The sequence below is a fragment of the Microbacterium sp. J1-1 genome (genome assembly GCF_024498615.1).
GTDB classification, from domain to species: Bacteria; Actinomycetota; Actinomycetes; order Actinomycetales; family Microbacteriaceae; genus Microbacterium; species Microbacterium aurugineum.
This window is the reverse complement of record NZ_CP089590.1, coordinates 620,311-633,941: the sequence shown is the minus strand read 5'-3', so window position 1 is coordinate 633,941 and position 13,631 is coordinate 620,311. Positions and strand designations below refer to the sequence as shown.

General features: G+C 67.4%; 14 protein-coding genes and 1 tRNA gene. 5 read left to right on the top strand and 10 right to left on the bottom strand.

The window, feature by feature from the left end; translation table 11 throughout:
• Nucleotides 1-46: 46 nt before the first annotated feature.
• Genes LRQ07_RS02940 through LRQ07_RS02930 form a run of 3 tightly spaced genes read right to left on the bottom strand, consistent with a single transcriptional unit; the run spans nt 47 to nt 2,743 of the window.
• A complete protein-coding gene (locus LRQ07_RS02940) occupies nt 47-988 on the bottom strand; it encodes a GNAT family N-acetyltransferase (protein ID WP_256535798.1) in 942 nt (313 codons plus the stop codon).
• 16 nt (nt 989-1,004) lie between these two features.
• Nucleotides 1,005-1,439 (bottom strand): Fe-S cluster assembly sulfur transfer protein SufU, encoded by a 435-nt coding sequence (sufU, locus tag LRQ07_RS02935; RefSeq protein ID WP_256535797.1) that lies wholly within the window; start codon nt 1,437-1,439, stop codon nt 1,005-1,007.
• Complete coding sequence (locus LRQ07_RS02930; RefSeq protein WP_256535796.1) at nt 1,436-2,743, bottom strand: SufS family cysteine desulfurase; 1,308 nt, start codon at nt 2,741-2,743, stop codon at nt 1,436-1,438. The genes sufU and LRQ07_RS02930 overlap by 4 nt, the downstream gene beginning before the upstream one ends.
• A gap of 83 nt (nt 2,744-2,826) precedes the next feature.
• Between LRQ07_RS02930 and LRQ07_RS02925 the strand changes: the two genes are divergently transcribed.
• Nucleotides 2,827-3,474, top strand: coding sequence for a LysE family translocator (locus tag LRQ07_RS02925; RefSeq protein WP_232762617.1), 648 nt, complete (start codon nt 2,827-2,829; stop codon nt 3,472-3,474).
• Nucleotides 3,475-3,498: 24 nt separating this feature from the next.
• On the opposite strand, the gene LRQ07_RS02920 is transcribed toward LRQ07_RS02925, so the two are convergent.
• The 5 genes from LRQ07_RS02920 to LRQ07_RS02900 all read right to left on the bottom strand — a co-directional run bounded on the left by LRQ07_RS02920 (nt 3,499) and on the right by LRQ07_RS02900 (nt 7,796).
• Nucleotides 3,499-4,299, bottom strand: coding sequence for a DUF1206 domain-containing protein (locus LRQ07_RS02920; protein ID WP_232762618.1), 801 nt, complete (start codon nt 4,297-4,299; stop codon nt 3,499-3,501).
• A gap of 68 nt (nt 4,300-4,367) precedes the next feature.
• Nucleotides 4,368-5,003, bottom strand: a complete 636-nt coding sequence (locus LRQ07_RS02915; protein ID WP_256535795.1) for a GyrI-like domain-containing protein — start codon at nt 5,001-5,003, stop codon at nt 4,368-4,370.
• A gap of 91 nt (nt 5,004-5,094) precedes the next feature.
• Nucleotides 5,095-5,961 carry an AraC family transcriptional regulator gene (locus LRQ07_RS02910; protein WP_153243548.1) on the bottom strand — a complete coding sequence of 289 codons (867 nt, stop codon included), beginning with the start codon at nt 5,959-5,961 and terminating at the stop codon, nt 5,095-5,097.
• An 81-nt stretch (nt 5,962-6,042) separates the two neighbouring features.
• Entirely contained in the window at nt 6,043-6,177 is a 135-nt protein-coding gene (locus tag LRQ07_RS02905) for a methionine/alanine import family NSS transporter small subunit (protein WP_081996931.1), read from the bottom strand.
• Nucleotides 6,174-7,796: a sodium-dependent transporter gene (locus LRQ07_RS02900; RefSeq protein WP_256535794.1), complete on the bottom strand. Its 1,623-nt coding sequence runs from the start codon at nt 7,794-7,796 to the stop codon at nt 6,174-6,176. The genes LRQ07_RS02905 and LRQ07_RS02900 overlap by 4 nt, the downstream gene beginning before the upstream one ends.
• A gap of 110 nt (nt 7,797-7,906) precedes the next feature.
• Here LRQ07_RS02900 and LRQ07_RS02895 point away from each other — a divergent pair, with 110 nt between their 5' ends.
• Together LRQ07_RS02895 and LRQ07_RS02890 are read left to right on the top strand one after the other, a co-directional pair.
• Nucleotides 7,907-8,416 (top strand): hypothetical protein, encoded by a 510-nt coding sequence (locus LRQ07_RS02895; RefSeq protein ID WP_256535793.1) that lies wholly within the window; start codon nt 7,907-7,909, stop codon nt 8,414-8,416.
• Between the two features lie 47 nt (nt 8,417-8,463).
• The gene (locus LRQ07_RS02890; protein ID WP_232762623.1) at nt 8,464-9,561 is read left to right on the top strand and encodes a YihY/virulence factor BrkB family protein; all 1,098 of its coding nucleotides are present in this window, start codon (nt 8,464-8,466) and stop codon (nt 9,559-9,561) included.
• Between the two features lie 21 nt (nt 9,562-9,582).
• Here the strand turns inward: LRQ07_RS02890 and LRQ07_RS02885 are convergent, their stop codons facing one another.
• Nucleotides 9,583-10,890 carry a DUF2254 domain-containing protein gene (locus LRQ07_RS02885; RefSeq protein ID WP_256535792.1) on the bottom strand — a complete coding sequence of 436 codons (1,308 nt, stop codon included), beginning with the start codon at nt 10,888-10,890 and terminating at the stop codon, nt 9,583-9,585.
• Nucleotides 10,891-10,970: 80 nt separating this feature from the next.
• A tRNA-Ser gene (locus tag LRQ07_RS02880) sits at nt 10,971-11,059 on the bottom strand.
• A gap of 220 nt (nt 11,060-11,279) precedes the next feature.
• Here LRQ07_RS02880 and LRQ07_RS02875 point away from each other — a divergent pair.
• Nucleotides 11,280-11,996 carry an ion channel gene (locus tag LRQ07_RS02875; RefSeq protein WP_256535791.1) on the top strand — a complete coding sequence of 239 codons (717 nt, stop codon included), beginning with the start codon at nt 11,280-11,282 and terminating at the stop codon, nt 11,994-11,996.
• On the top strand, nt 11,993-13,603 hold the full coding sequence (locus tag LRQ07_RS02870; RefSeq protein WP_256535790.1) for an MFS transporter: 1,611 nt from the start codon (nt 11,993-11,995) through the stop codon (nt 13,601-13,603). Before LRQ07_RS02875 ends, LRQ07_RS02870 begins: the two co-directional genes overlap by 4 nt.
• The last annotated feature ends 28 nt before the right edge of the window (nt 13,604-13,631 follow it).

Below are 13,631 nucleotides of genomic sequence, written 5' to 3'. Positions count from 1 at the left end.
CGCAGCTCGCGCGTGACTATTCCCGTCGCGTCCTCCGCTGAGGACCTCAGAGCTCCCGAAGCAGACTCTCCTCCGTGCGGCGATAGCCGAGCTGCTCGTACAGGTCGATCGCGCCGGTGTTGAAGCCGAAGACGTGCAACCCGATGGAGTCCGCACCGAGCCGGCGGGCCTCGCGTTCGGCGGCATGCATCAGCGCACGCCCGTATCCCTTGCGACGCTCAGCGGCGTCGACCTCGATGTCGAGCACGAAAGCATGAGGGCGACCGTCACGGACGCGCATGCCGAGCCAGAGGATCCCGACCTCTGCACCGTCGACCGAGGCGGTGAACAGTGCCTGCCCCTTCGTCTCCACTCCCTCCGGAAGCTCCGCGACCAGCTGGCGATGCGATTCGGCCGCCGCTTCGTCGGGCGAGTATCGGCCGGAGGCGACGAGATCGTCGGCGAACCCTTTCTCCGAGGCGGCGACGAACCGGGGGAACCGCTCGGCCGTCATGGGCACGACGTCCACGTGCACGGGAACCTCCCGCACCGGCAACGGCTCGAGGACCATCTGGATCGACGCCACCTCGAACCCGCGCCCCTCCAGGAGAGCGTGACCCGCCGCGTCGTGCGGGAACAGCGGTGCGCTGATCCGCGCCACGCCCCGGTCCCTCGCGATCGCCAGGATCTGCGCGAGCACATCATCGTTCCGGGCATCGGAGAGCGGCTCCTCGACGGCGAGCTCGAGAAGGAAGAGCTTGTGTTCACCGACCGCGAGCCAGAGGGTGCCGAGCTCGCGTTCGTGCTCGTCCACGATGCGCAGGATCCGCACGGTCGGGGTCGCGAGGCCGTCCGGCAGCAGCTCCGCGAAGAACGCATCCGCGAAGTCGACCGCGTCCGCGCCGATCCGGTGCCCGGACACCCGGTTGCCGTCGATGACCCGTTGCCTGGCCGCGCTGCGCCACTCCTCGAAGCGTTCGGCGGGCAGAGGACTCAGCTGCAGAGGCATGCGTCCATCCTGCACCTCACCCGCGTGTGAGCGCGTCCTCCGCGGCGACCCAGGCGAGCATGGCGCACTTCACGCGGGCCACATACTTCGACACCCCTCCGAGAGCGGCTGCATCTCCGAGCAGCTCCTCGTCCGGTTCGATCTTCCCCCGCGACCTCATCGCCTCGCGGAACGCGGTGATCCGCACTTCGAGCTCCGCGAGAGTCAGCCCCTCGGCGAGCTCGGCGAGCAGGGACGCCGACGCCTGGGAGATGGCGCATCCGTGCCCTTCCCACGCGATCGCCTCGATGCCGCCGTCGGGACCACGATGCACTTGCATCGTGATCTCGTCACCGCACGTGGGGTTCAGCTGGTGCGACTGCGCCGCGATCTCGTCACGCAGCCCGTATCCGTGCGGAGTGCGTGAATGGTCCAGGATCAGCTCCTGGTACAGGTTCTGCAGGTCGCTCATACGCCCCTCCGGAAGAAGTCGATCGCTCCGGCGACGCCCTCGATCACGGCTTCCACCTCGGCATCGGTCGTGTACAGGTAGGTACTCGCCCGCGTGGACGAGGTCACTCCGAGGCGCCGATGCAGCGGCTGCGCACAGTGGTGCCCGACCCGCACGGCGATCCCGAGATCGTCGAGGAACTGCCCCACATCATGGGAGTGGATGCCGGCGACATCGAAGCTCGCCAGGCCCACGCGCGGGAGATCGATGTCGGCGCCGAGCACGCGGACCCCGTCGATCGCACCCAGACCGTCGACGAGGCGCCGACCGAACGCGGCCTCGTGCGCGGCGATGCGCGACATGCCCACCTCGGTCAGATAGTCCACGGCCGCGGCGAGCGCGATGGCCTGCGACACCCGTTGCGTGCCCGCCTCGAACCGCTGCGGCGGCGGAAGGTATTCGGCCTCCGTCGTCGTCACCGTGGTGATCATGGACCCGCCGGTCAGGAACGGGGGCATCGCGGCCAGCACCTCGCGCTGACCGTAGAGCGCGCCGATCCCGGTGGGGCCGAGCATCTTGTGCCCGGACAGCACGGCGAAGTCGACGCCGAGCGCCCGCACGTCGAGCGGGAGATGCGGCGCCGACTGGCACGCATCGAGCACGGTCAGCGCGCCGACCTCGCGGGCCGCGGTGACGAGGGTCTCGACCGGATTGATCACGCCGAGCACGTTCGAGACGTGCGTGAACGCCACGAGCTTCGTGCGTGCGGTGATCAGGTCGGCGGCGACGTCGAGCCGCAGCGCGCCATCGTCGTCGAGCGGGATGACCTTCAGCGTCGCCCCGGTCCGCGCGGCGAGTTCCTGCCACGGGATGAGGTTCGCGTGGTGCTCCATCTCGGTGGTGACGATCTCGTCTCCCTCGCGGAGGCGGAATCGTTCGGCCTCCGCTCCCCCACGCCCGAGTGACGCGTTCGAGAGCGAGTACGCGATGAGGTTGATCGCCTCCGTCGCATTCGATGTCCAGACGATCTCGTCCTCGTCCGCCCCCACGAACCGTGCGATCGTGCCGCGGGCCTCTTCGAACAGCTCCGTCGCCTCTGCTGCCAGAGTGTGCGCGCCGCGGTGCACGGCGGAGTTCAGAGTGGTCGAGAATTCGCGCTCGGCGTCGAGCACCGCGAACGGGCGCTGCGCGGTCGCCCCCGAATCGAGGTACACCAGGGGATGCCCCTGTACCTGTGTGTGCAGGATCGGGAAGTCCTCACGGATTCGCCGCACCTCGTCCTCACTCAGGGGGGCGATCACGTCGACGCCGGAAGAAACGCTCATCGTTCCAGTTTCCCACCTGCACGACAGGCGTGGGCCCGCACGACCGCTCGACCGCGGCCGTCCGCCCCCTCTAGGCTCGACCCATGATCGCCCCCGACACACTGCTCGCCCTCATCGCGGCGGCGTTCGTGATGGTGGTGATCCCGGGCCCCACCGTGCTGTTCACGATCGGACGGGCGATGTCGCTCGGCCGGATGGGCGGATTCCTCAGCATCCTCGGGACAGCCGCCGGCTCGATCGTGCTCGTCGTCGGCGTCGCACTCGGTGTCGGCACCGTCATCGCGCAATCGGTCCTGCTCTTCACGATCATCAAGGTGCTCGGCGCCGGGTACCTCGTCTACCTCGGCGTCCAGGCGATCCGCCACCGGAAGGACGCGGCGCGCGCTCTCGTCGCGGAGCAGGCAAGACGCTCCGGATGGCGCCTGCTCCTCGAAGGATTCGTGGTCGGCGTCACCAACCCGAAGTCGATCGCGTTCTTCCTCGCGATCCTGCCGCAGTTCGTCGACCTGCAAGCCGGGTCGGTGCCCGCCCAGCTCTTCGTGCTCGGGGTGATCGTCGTGGCGATCGGTGTGACCTGCGACGCGGTGTGGGTGCTTCTCGCCAGTGCGGCGCGCGGGTGGTTCGGCCGCTCTCCGCGTCGAGTCGAAGCGATGGGCGCGACCGGAGGCGGGCTCATGATCGCTCTCGGCGCGTTCCTGCTCGTGTGGAGCGAGAAACCTGCGAGCGCCTGAGCGGCCGGCGCGAAGCACGCGGACTCACATGCGGGCGAACCGCGCACGGGCGATGCAGAACACCCCGTAGACCGCCAGTCCCACCCCGACGGCACCGAGGAGGACGGGCCCGAACGGCAGCACCAGCAGGCTGTGCAGAGCCGCGTCCAACCCTGCCCCCTTCTCCGGGTCCTGCGTCACGGCCGCCACCACGAAGAGCACCCCGGTCACCCCGACGGCGATGCCCTTGCCGAAGTACCCGATGACGCCGAGCGTGACGATACCGCCGCGGGCGACTCCGGAGGGGAGGTCGAGCAGCTTCTCGAACCCGCGGGTGAACCCGCCGACGATGAAGCCGACCCCGACTCCCGCGACGGACAGGCCGATGACGACGAGCAGTGCCACTCCTCCGGGGGCCGCCAGCACGACCGCGCTGAGGGTCTTCGACGCCTTCTCCGAGTCGGCGCGGCCACCCACCGCGTAGATGAACGCCATGCCTCCGACGACGAGGTAGGCGAGGGAGATGCCGACGAGCTTGATCCGCTGACCCCACTTCTTCGTCTCGGCGGGATCGGTCGCGAGGAAGGCACTCGCGACCTGCCAGGCCGCCAGGGCGAACAGTCCCACGGCGATGAGCACCAGCAGCAACCCACCCACGGGATTCTGACGGATCTGCTCCATCGCTCCGTCCTGATCCGCGTCACCGGATGCGCCGGCGGCGATGGAGATGGCGATGGAGCCGAGGACGACGTGGATCAGCCCGAGCACCACGAAGCCGGCGCGCGCGATCCTTCGGAAGGCGGAGGAATCCTTGGCGACCCGTGCGGCGTGCTTGACCGTGCTCATCGATGAAGAGTATCCGTCACGGCGTGCCGCCAGAAGAGGCTTGATTTCACGACGCGGCCGTGCGGGCGTCAGGTGGCCGGTGCCACCGGCTGCCGGAGGATCGTGCGCAGCTTCGCCGGATCGCTGCGACGCGGATCGCTCAGATAGATCTCATGGTGCAGCCCTCGCATCCGCAGCCCGTTCTCGGGGATGAAGCGGTGATGGAGATCGTCGAGCACGGGACCCTCGTCATCGAAGGGGCCGATGTGCAGGGTCTGCACACAGGTTCCTTCGTCGAGGGTCTCCAGTCGCACGCCTCCGAGTGCGGGCAACGGCTCCTTCTTCTTCGCCGCCTTCTGTCCCACGGCCTCCACGGCGTCGGTGAACATCTCCGCGGTGATGTGGTCGCCGACCATGATCATCATCGTCCACAGCCACGCCGACTTGTCGCGACGCGAGGTGAACGACTCCATGTCGGGCGCATGCCAGAGTCCTTCGAGTGGCATCACGACGGTGTCGATGCCGAATTCCTTCCGACTGGCGAACTTGAGCGTGTACGCCACCGGGAACAGTGCGGAGACGGCTTCGGCGTACGCAGGAGCCGTGTTCGGATCCCCCGCTCCATCGATCGCCAGATACTGCAGAGGGGGAACCTCGACGACACGGAACTCACCCCGTTTCGCCTGGTACGCATCGAGCGTCTTCTTCGGGTCGATCGCCGCCATGACGTGCCTCCCTGGGTCGTGTGCCCAGTCTTGCATCGAGGTCCGACATTCGAGGCGGGGCGCACGTGAGTGACGTCCCGCCTCGCGGCCCTCAGCTCTGTTCGACAGGGAGCCAGAGCTCGCACGAGGCGAAATCGCCCGTGAACTCGAGGTAGCGCACGATCGAGGGGCCGGGGCGCAGGCGCCACGGATTCGACGGGAACCAGTCCGCCGCGGTGGCCGCCCACAGTTTCTGCAGGGTCTCGGGGAACGGCCCCCGCGCCGCGAACACGGCCCACGCACCCTGCTCTTGGGGAAGCGTGTCGAGGTCAGCGGGCACTGCGGTCGTGGGCTGCAACGCGACGCCGTGCAGATAGGTCAGCGCTTCTCCCTCCGCGGCGTCCGGAGCGATGTCGGCCGTGACGGCCAGGATGCCCGACGGCTCGGCATCGCCGAGGCTTTTGAGTCGCGCGTGCTCCTCGGGTGGTATCGCCGCGATGTGCGCCTGGATATACGGGTTGACGCCCTCGTGGATCAGTGGCACCTCGGCGGCATGGCCTGCGAGGGTGAAAGCGGGCTGGTGAGTGATGGTGACGTCCATCGGAGTGCTCCCTTCGACGCTCAGGCGGAACCGGAGCGTGGGTTGTGTACGGAGAGGACCCCCATCTCGGCGCGCATCAGCCGGGCTGATGCCGTGCACCGCACGGAACGCCCGGCCGAACGCCTCCACCGACCCGTAACCGTGCCGAACGGCGACCTCGAGCAGGCTCGACGCTCCGGTAGCGAGCTCTGCACCGGCGAGTGTCATCCGACGACGACGCACGTACTCCGAGAGCGGCATTCCCGCCAGCGCGGAGAACATGCGGCGTAGGTGATACTCCGTCGTGCCGTGCTCACGAGCGAACCCGGCGACGTCGATCCCCTCGGCGGGACCTTCGGCCTCGACGAGGTCGACCAGGGCGTTGAGCGAGCCGATCATGGGTCCTCCTTTCCCCACCATCGTCGCCGCGCGCCGCTCACCCGCACCCGACTTCTCCGGTCGGATGCGGTCATCTCCCGCTCAGAGCTCGACGGGCGGAGCGGGCTCCGTCTCGGCTTCTTCCGGGTGACGAGCGAGGTTCACGATCCCGGCGACCAAGCCGCCCCAGACCGTGACCATCGCGATGATCATCATGACGATCGCCGTCGTGGTCATGCGCCGGTTCCCTTCGTGGTCGTGTCGATCAGCGGGATCGCCGAAGTCTCCGCATCGGGTTCGTATTCTTCCTTCGAAAGGAATTCGTCGTACTCGGGATCGTCCTTCGCATGCGAACGCCCGCTCCACGGCAGAGCCGAGAGGATCAGCGCCAGCACGACCAGGGCGACGACCATCCCCCAGCCGAAGATCGCGAGGAACCAGGCAGGGTAGCCACTGTAGGGCTCAGACGTCTTGGCGATGAGCTCGCTGATGAAGAGGTACCCGAGCACCACCGGCGCCAGGATGCCCACGAGCACCTTCCAGATCGTCCCTACCCGGAAGCTCGAACGCCGGTTCAGGTGCTCCGCCAGCACCGGCAGCTTGTGCAGCAGCCAGGCCACGACGATCACGGCCACCAGCGCGACCGCCATGATGCCGAAGGAGTTGACGAAGGCATCCGCCGTGTCGAGGACCGACAAGGCCGTGGTCGTCGAGAAGAGCGCCATCGAGATGATCGCCAGCGGGATCGTGACCGTGAGCGTGGTACGCACCCGAGCCCAGCCGAGCTTGTCCTGCAGCGCGGCCACGATCACTTCGAGGATCGAGATCAGCGAGGTGATACCGGCGAAGACGAGGGCGCCGAAGAACAGGACGCCGATGATCGACCCGCCCGTCGCCTGCGACACGATCGTCGGGAAGGCGACGAAGGCGAGTCCGATGCCGGAGGAGGCGACACCGGCTACCTCCGTGCTCTGCGCCTGCGCCATGAAGCCGAGAGCCGCGAAGACACCGATACCTGCGAGGATCTCGAAGCCGGAGTTCGCGAAAGCGACGACGAGTCCCGAGCCGGTGAGATCGGTCTTGCGCTTCAGGTAGGAGGAGTACGTCACCATGATGCCGAAAGCGACGGACAGCGAGAAGAAGATGTGGCCGTACGCCGAGGCCCAGACGCCGGGATCGGCCAGGGCCTCCCAGTTCGGGGTGAAGAACGCGTTCAGACCGTCCATCGCACCCGGAAGGAAGAGGGACTGCACCACGAGAATCGCGAACATGAGGGTGAGCAGAGGCATCAGGATCATGTTCGCCCGGCCGATGCCGCGTTTCACTCCGAACGCCATGATCACGATGACGATCAGCCAAGCGGCGACCAGGGGGATGCCCACCTGCGGCACGAAGTCGGTCGACACGCCCACCTCGGCGACATCGGCCGAGCGGAGGAAGTCGATGAAGAAGAAATCATTCTCGTTGCCCGCACCCCAGGTGAGCTGGGCGGAGAACCACGTGTACATCGCGGCCCAGGCGACGATGACCGCGTAGTACACGGCGATCACGACGCAGATGAGGACCTGCCACCATCCGAGAGGCTCGGCCGCACGGTGCATCCGTCGGAACGCCAGCGGTGCCGACCCGCGGAAGCGGTGGCCGATCGCGTAGTCGAAGAACAGCAGCGGGATACCCGCCGTGAGGAGCGCGCACAGATACGGGATGAGGAACGCTCCGCCACCGCCTTCGTAGGCGACGTAGGGGAAGCGCCAGATGTTGCCGAGGCCGACCGCCGATCCGATCGCCGAGAGGATGAACACGTTGCGCGAGCTGAAGGCTTCGCGTTTATGGGTCTGCGTCGCTGCGGTGGCCATGCGGGCGAGACTACCCGAGGGGGACCCCGGTTCACACTCCGCGCACAGAGTTCGTGAAAGCGCGTCGCGTAATCTCAACATATTGGGGACCTCTGGGGAGAGCGACGGGCATGAACGCGAATGATCTGCTGATCGGCATACCATCCGGACTTCAGGCGCTCCCGGACGCGGAGAATCCCTTCCTGACGCCCGACGCTCTCATCGATGCCCAGATCACCCGGGTCATCGTCGATGTGCTGGGCGGATCGGTCGGCGTGCTCCTCGAACTGCGTCAATCCTCGCGCCTCCGCGGCAACACCGCCCTGCTCCGGGTGAAGGATGTCGCGCAGCAGAACTGGCTGTGCACACGGACCGCCAACGAGTTCACGGCCTGGTCGATCACCGGTTCGAGGGTGTACGCGCACGAGCGGGAGTTCCAGCTGATCATCGATTGCCTCCCCGTGGGCACCCTGCGCATCGTGGGCTCGGCGGCAGAATTCGTCCTCCTCGACGCAGCCGGACTCGACACCGCACCCCCGGACTACCGCTCCGCCCCTCAGTCCCTCGTCAGGTTCGGCGTCGCGGACGAGACCACCCCGGTCGAGCCGATCGGTGTCGCACGATCCTTGCCGCTGCTGTAGCGCAAGGGGTTCCGCTCGCCACCTCCCGGCGGCGTAGCGTGAGAGACATGTCGAACACGCGCGCAGCAGACCGAGCGAAGCCTTCGACTCCTCTGCAGATTCGACGGCAGACCTGGACGTACATCGGGCGTCGCGCGGTCCAGGAGTTCGTCCGCGACGGGTGCGTGGACGCGGCGGCCGCCCTGACCTTCTTCGCCGTCCTCTCGGTCTTCCCGGCAGGGCTGGCGGTGATGGCGCTGGTCGGAGTGCTCGCGGATACCGACGAGGTGCTCGATCGGCTGCTCACGCTCCTCGCCGAGGTCGCGCCCCCGGCAGTGACCGACACGCTTCGTGCGCCGTTGACCGATGCGGCAGGCACGTCCGCTGCGGGCATCACCGTGATCGTGGCCATCGTCACCGCCGTGTGGTCCGCCTCGATCTATGTGAGCGGATTCGGTCGGATACTCAACCGGATCTACGGTGTCCCGGAAGGGCGACCCTACTGGAAGCGCAAGCCCTGGCAGCTCGGCGTCACCGTCGTGCTCCTCGGACTCGCACTGGTGGTCGTCGGGGTGGTCGTCCTCTCCGGGCCCGTCGCTCGCGCGGCCGGACATGCTCTGGGCATCGGCGACACGGCTCTGGGCGTCTGGGACGTCGTGAAGTGGCCGGTCCTGGCCACGGCCGTCGTCATGATGATCACCCTGCTCTACAAGGGCACCTCCAATCTGAAGCAGCCCCCGCTTCGGTGGTTGGGGCTGGGTGCCGCGTTCGCCGTCGGGGTACTCTCCCTCGCCTCTGCCGGCCTCTTCATCTACGTGTCGAACTTCGCCGACTACAACCGGACGTTCGGCTCCCTCGCCGGGGTCGTGGTCTTCCTCCTGTGGTTGTTCGTCATCAACATGGCTCTGCTGATCGGCGCCGAGTTCAACGCGGAACTCGAACGCGGCAGGCAGCTCCAGGCCGGGCAGAAGGCGGAATCGGAGTTGCAGCTCCCCCTTCGCGAGTCCACCGTGGTCGACCGGACCGAGCGCTCGCGCGAGATCACGATCGAACGCGGCACCCGTCTCCGCCGAGGGGAGACGCTCTCACCGCGCGAAGACACGGTGTTCCGGAGGGCCAAGAGGTTCCTGGATCGCCTCTGGCATCGAAACGATCAACGCTCCTGACCCCACGCTGTCGCCAGGTCGTCAGGGCAGGCGGCGGAGGGTATCGTCCAGCCGCTCGAGCACGGGGGCGGCATCGGTGGGCGGCGGATCCGTGGCGACGTAGGCCGAACGGAACGCGGCGATCTCATCCCGCAACCGCAGACGATCTCCCCCGGTCATCGCAGCCTCCAGCCGTTCGAGGAGCCCGACGCCTGCACGCACGACGAGCGGGTGCCTCATCCCGTACGTACGAAGGGCCAGAAGCGCATCGGCGATCAGCTCGATGGGAGACGGCCAGCGGCAGACAACCCGCAGTTCGCCGTCGTCGCCGGGATACCTTCCGTCTGCCGCCGGACGGCCGCAGAGGGTCACGAGGGCCGAGCTCAGCGCATCGATCGCAGCCACCGCCGTGTAGGGGTCGTTGGTACCCGCTGCAAGCCCGCGGACGCCGATCTCGGTCAGCCCCTGAACGGCGAAACCGAGGTCCTGGTGGGGAGTGCGCGCCGCTCCGACGGCGATCGCGGACGTGATCGCCTTCGACGCCGCCTCCTCCGTGCTCTCGTCCCGCCCCTGATTCCGGGAAATCAGAGACTGAGCGATCACCTGGCCCTCCAGCACGTGGGTTCCCGGCGGCGTGGCTATGCGGACGACGACCTGATGCGCGCGTGCGAAAGCGACGAGGTCCTCGAAGTCGACGTATTGCACATAGCCCGAGGCGGTGGCGAAGAACTCCTCGTGGACGATGAGGTCATCCGGTTCCGTCGTCACCGTGTCACGGTCCGACGCGTCGGGATAGAGGAGGTCGATGACCTCGACGAGCTCCCTCAGCACCCGCCCCTGCAGGGTGGTCACCTGGACCGACCTGGCGATGTGGTGGATGAAGTACACGAGCACCGCGACGTCGGCGATCGCCAGGAAGACGGCGAACGTCACTGCCGTGACGGGGACGAACGCAGAGATCGAGTCCTGCTCGGTCCGCACCGCGCGCAGCACCACCAGCGTGTAGAGGAACGTCGAGGTGAGGACCGCGAGGACGAACTGGTTCCCGCGGTCCGCCATGAAGTTCCGCACCAGGCGGGGACCATAGGCCGATGACGTCGTGGCCAGCACCGAGATCGTGATCGAGAAGGATGTCGCCGCCACCCCGAGCATGGTCCCGCCGATGACAGTGAGGATCGCGCGCCCGCCCGTCGCGGACAGATCCGCCAGGAGGGCACCCGAGGTGTCGCCGTTCGCGAGCAGCAGGCGGTCGAGCTCGGTCAGTCCGATCGCGAGGGCGATCGCCGCCACCCCGAACACCGTCGGCAGGAACCAGAAGGACTCACGAGCGCGAAGGAACCAGGTACGCATTCCCGAAGGTTAGTCGTGGATCGCCCCACAGCACACGACCTGACGCGTGGCTGGGGCGGATGCCATCCCTGGGAAAAGTGCGGAGACGAGGGGATTTGAACCCCTGGTCCCCGTGAGGGGACTCCACCTTAGCAGGGTGGTGCACTCGGCCGGACTATGCGACGTCTCCAGGCATCCGACCCGAAAGCACGGATGCACCTCACCATCATAACCGGAATGGCGAGCTGTCACGAACCGGCGCCCGCATCGCCCGGAAAGGGTGACACTCGCCGACCGCTCGGTCCGCACGGATGCCACGATGAGCGTGCGACGACGCCCGCACCCGCCCCGGAGACTCTCCTCCGGCCCTCCGGCTCCCGCGCCGTCGACAGACGGGGGCGAGGTGCGATATGACGGGGATGCGAGAGTTCCAGACGGGTGCGACACCGACGTCCGGCACCGTCTTCGACGGGGTGTCGGGATACGTGATCATCTTCGCGCTGCTCGTCGTCTCCTACGCCTTGTGCGCGGCACAACGCGCCACGGATCCGAGCCCGTGGGCGTTCCTGGTCATCCTCGTGACGGTCGCCGTCGTGTTCCGCGTGACCGGGACACCGCCGATGATCCAGCACGTGGCCTGGGTGATCCTCTCGGCGGCCGGGCTCGCGACGATCATCACGGCGCTCAGCAGCGCGGGCGGGCACGTACTCGACATCGTGTTCTCGACCGCGACCATGGTCGCGCTCCTCGTGGCGCCGGTCGCGATCATCGGTCACCAGGTGAAGCGGCGTGGGCTCAACCTCGAAGCGCTCCTGGCAGCCATCACGGCCTACGTCTTCGTCGGCCTCTTCTTCACGTTCGCCTTCAACCTGCTCTCCCTCGTCTCCCCCGCCTCGATCTTCGACGGCACGGACGACGACTCGCTCGCCAACCAGCTCTTCTTCTCGTTCACGACGCTCACGACCACCGGTTACGGCAACCTCGTCCCCTCCACCGCGACGTCGCAGGCGGTCGCCGTCGCAGAAGCGATCACGGGACAGCTGTTCCTCATCACGGCGGTCGCGCGCATCATGCGCGGCGCAGGCGCTCGCGCGGCAGTCGCCGCCCCATCCAAGGAGTCACCATGAAGCGAGCGGGCGTCATCGCCGTCCTCGGCTCCGCGCAATTCGTGATGGTGCTCGACGGCACCGTGATGAACGTCTCGATCTCGACGGTGGTCGCCGACCTCGACACCACTGTCGCCGCGATGCAGAGCGCGATCACCTTCTACACGCTCACGATGGCGGCGTTCATGCTGCTCGGCGCGAAGCTGGGCGATGTGTGGGGACGCCGGCGAGCGTTCGTGATCGGGTCGTGCGTCTACGCGGCGGGCTCGCTGATCACGGCACTCAGTCCGAACGTGGGCCTCCTGTTCCTCGGGTGGTCGGTCGTCGAGGGACTCGGCGCCGTGCTGGTCATACCGGCTATTGCGGCACTCGTCGCGGACAACTATCAGGGGAACGACCGGATCGCCGCCTTCGCCATCATCGGCGCCGTGTCCGGTGTCGCGGTCGCCGCCGGACCTCTGATCGGCGGATTCGTGACGACCTACTTCGACTGGCGATACGTGTTCGCCGCCGAAGTGCTCATCATGATCGGCGTGGTGCTCTGCGCCCGGATCGTCACGGATCCGGCCCCGAAGCGGAGCGGCCGCATCGACGCCCTCAGCATCGTGCTCTCCTCGGTGGGGCTCGTGTCCGTGGTGTTCGGGATGTTGCAGAGCAAGACCTGGGGTTGGATCCTGCCGCTGCACCCACCTTCGATCGGCGGGGTAACCATCGCACCTCTCGGCATCTCCCCCGCTGCGTGGTCCATCGTGTTCGGCGTCGCCGTCCTTGCCCTGTTCCTCGCGCGGCAGCGCATCCTCGAACGCACCGGCCCGGGACCGCTCGTGCACGTGAAGATGTTCTCGATCACCTCGCTCCGCAGCGGATTGTTCGTGCTCGGAGCTCAATACACGGTGACCGCCGGACTGTTCTTCATGATCCCCGTGTACTTGCAGATGACGCTCGGCCTCGACGCACTGGAGACGGGGATCCGGATCTTCCCGCTCTCGATCGCGCTCGTCGTGCTCTCGATCGTGGGAACCCGGATCTCGCGTGTGCTCTCTCCGCGGACGATCGTGCGGATCGGGCAGCTCATCCTCGTCATCAGTGCAGTGATCTTGCTCGGCTCGGCGACCAGCGATCTGCGCAGTGGACTCTTCGCCACCGGGATGTTCCTGTCCGGCGCGGCGCTCGGACTGCTCGCCTCACAACTCGGGAACGTGAACATGTCGAGCGTGACCGAGAAGGAGACGAGCGAGGTCGGCGGACTCCAGGGCGTGTTCCAGAACCTCGGCTCGTCGCTCGGAACGGCTCTCATCGGCTCGATCCTGATCGGTGCCCTCTCGACCTCATTCGCTTCCGGCGTCGCAGCGAGCGACCTGCCCGACACCACGAAGTCGACCGTGACGACGGCGACAGACCATGGGGTCACGATCGTGCCGGCGGCCGACGTGGCCGGCATCGCCGAGCGGGCCGGACTGAGCGATGCCGACGCCGACACGCTCGCGACGGTCTACCGCGACTCGCAGTTGTCGTCGCTGCGCATCGCCTTCTTCGGGCTCATCCTGATCAGCCTGGGATCGCTCTTCTTCTCGCGTGGCATACCCACCGAGGTGGCGGTACGACGACGGACGGGTTCGAGCGGCTGACGAAGGCGGCCACTTCGCCGTGGACCGT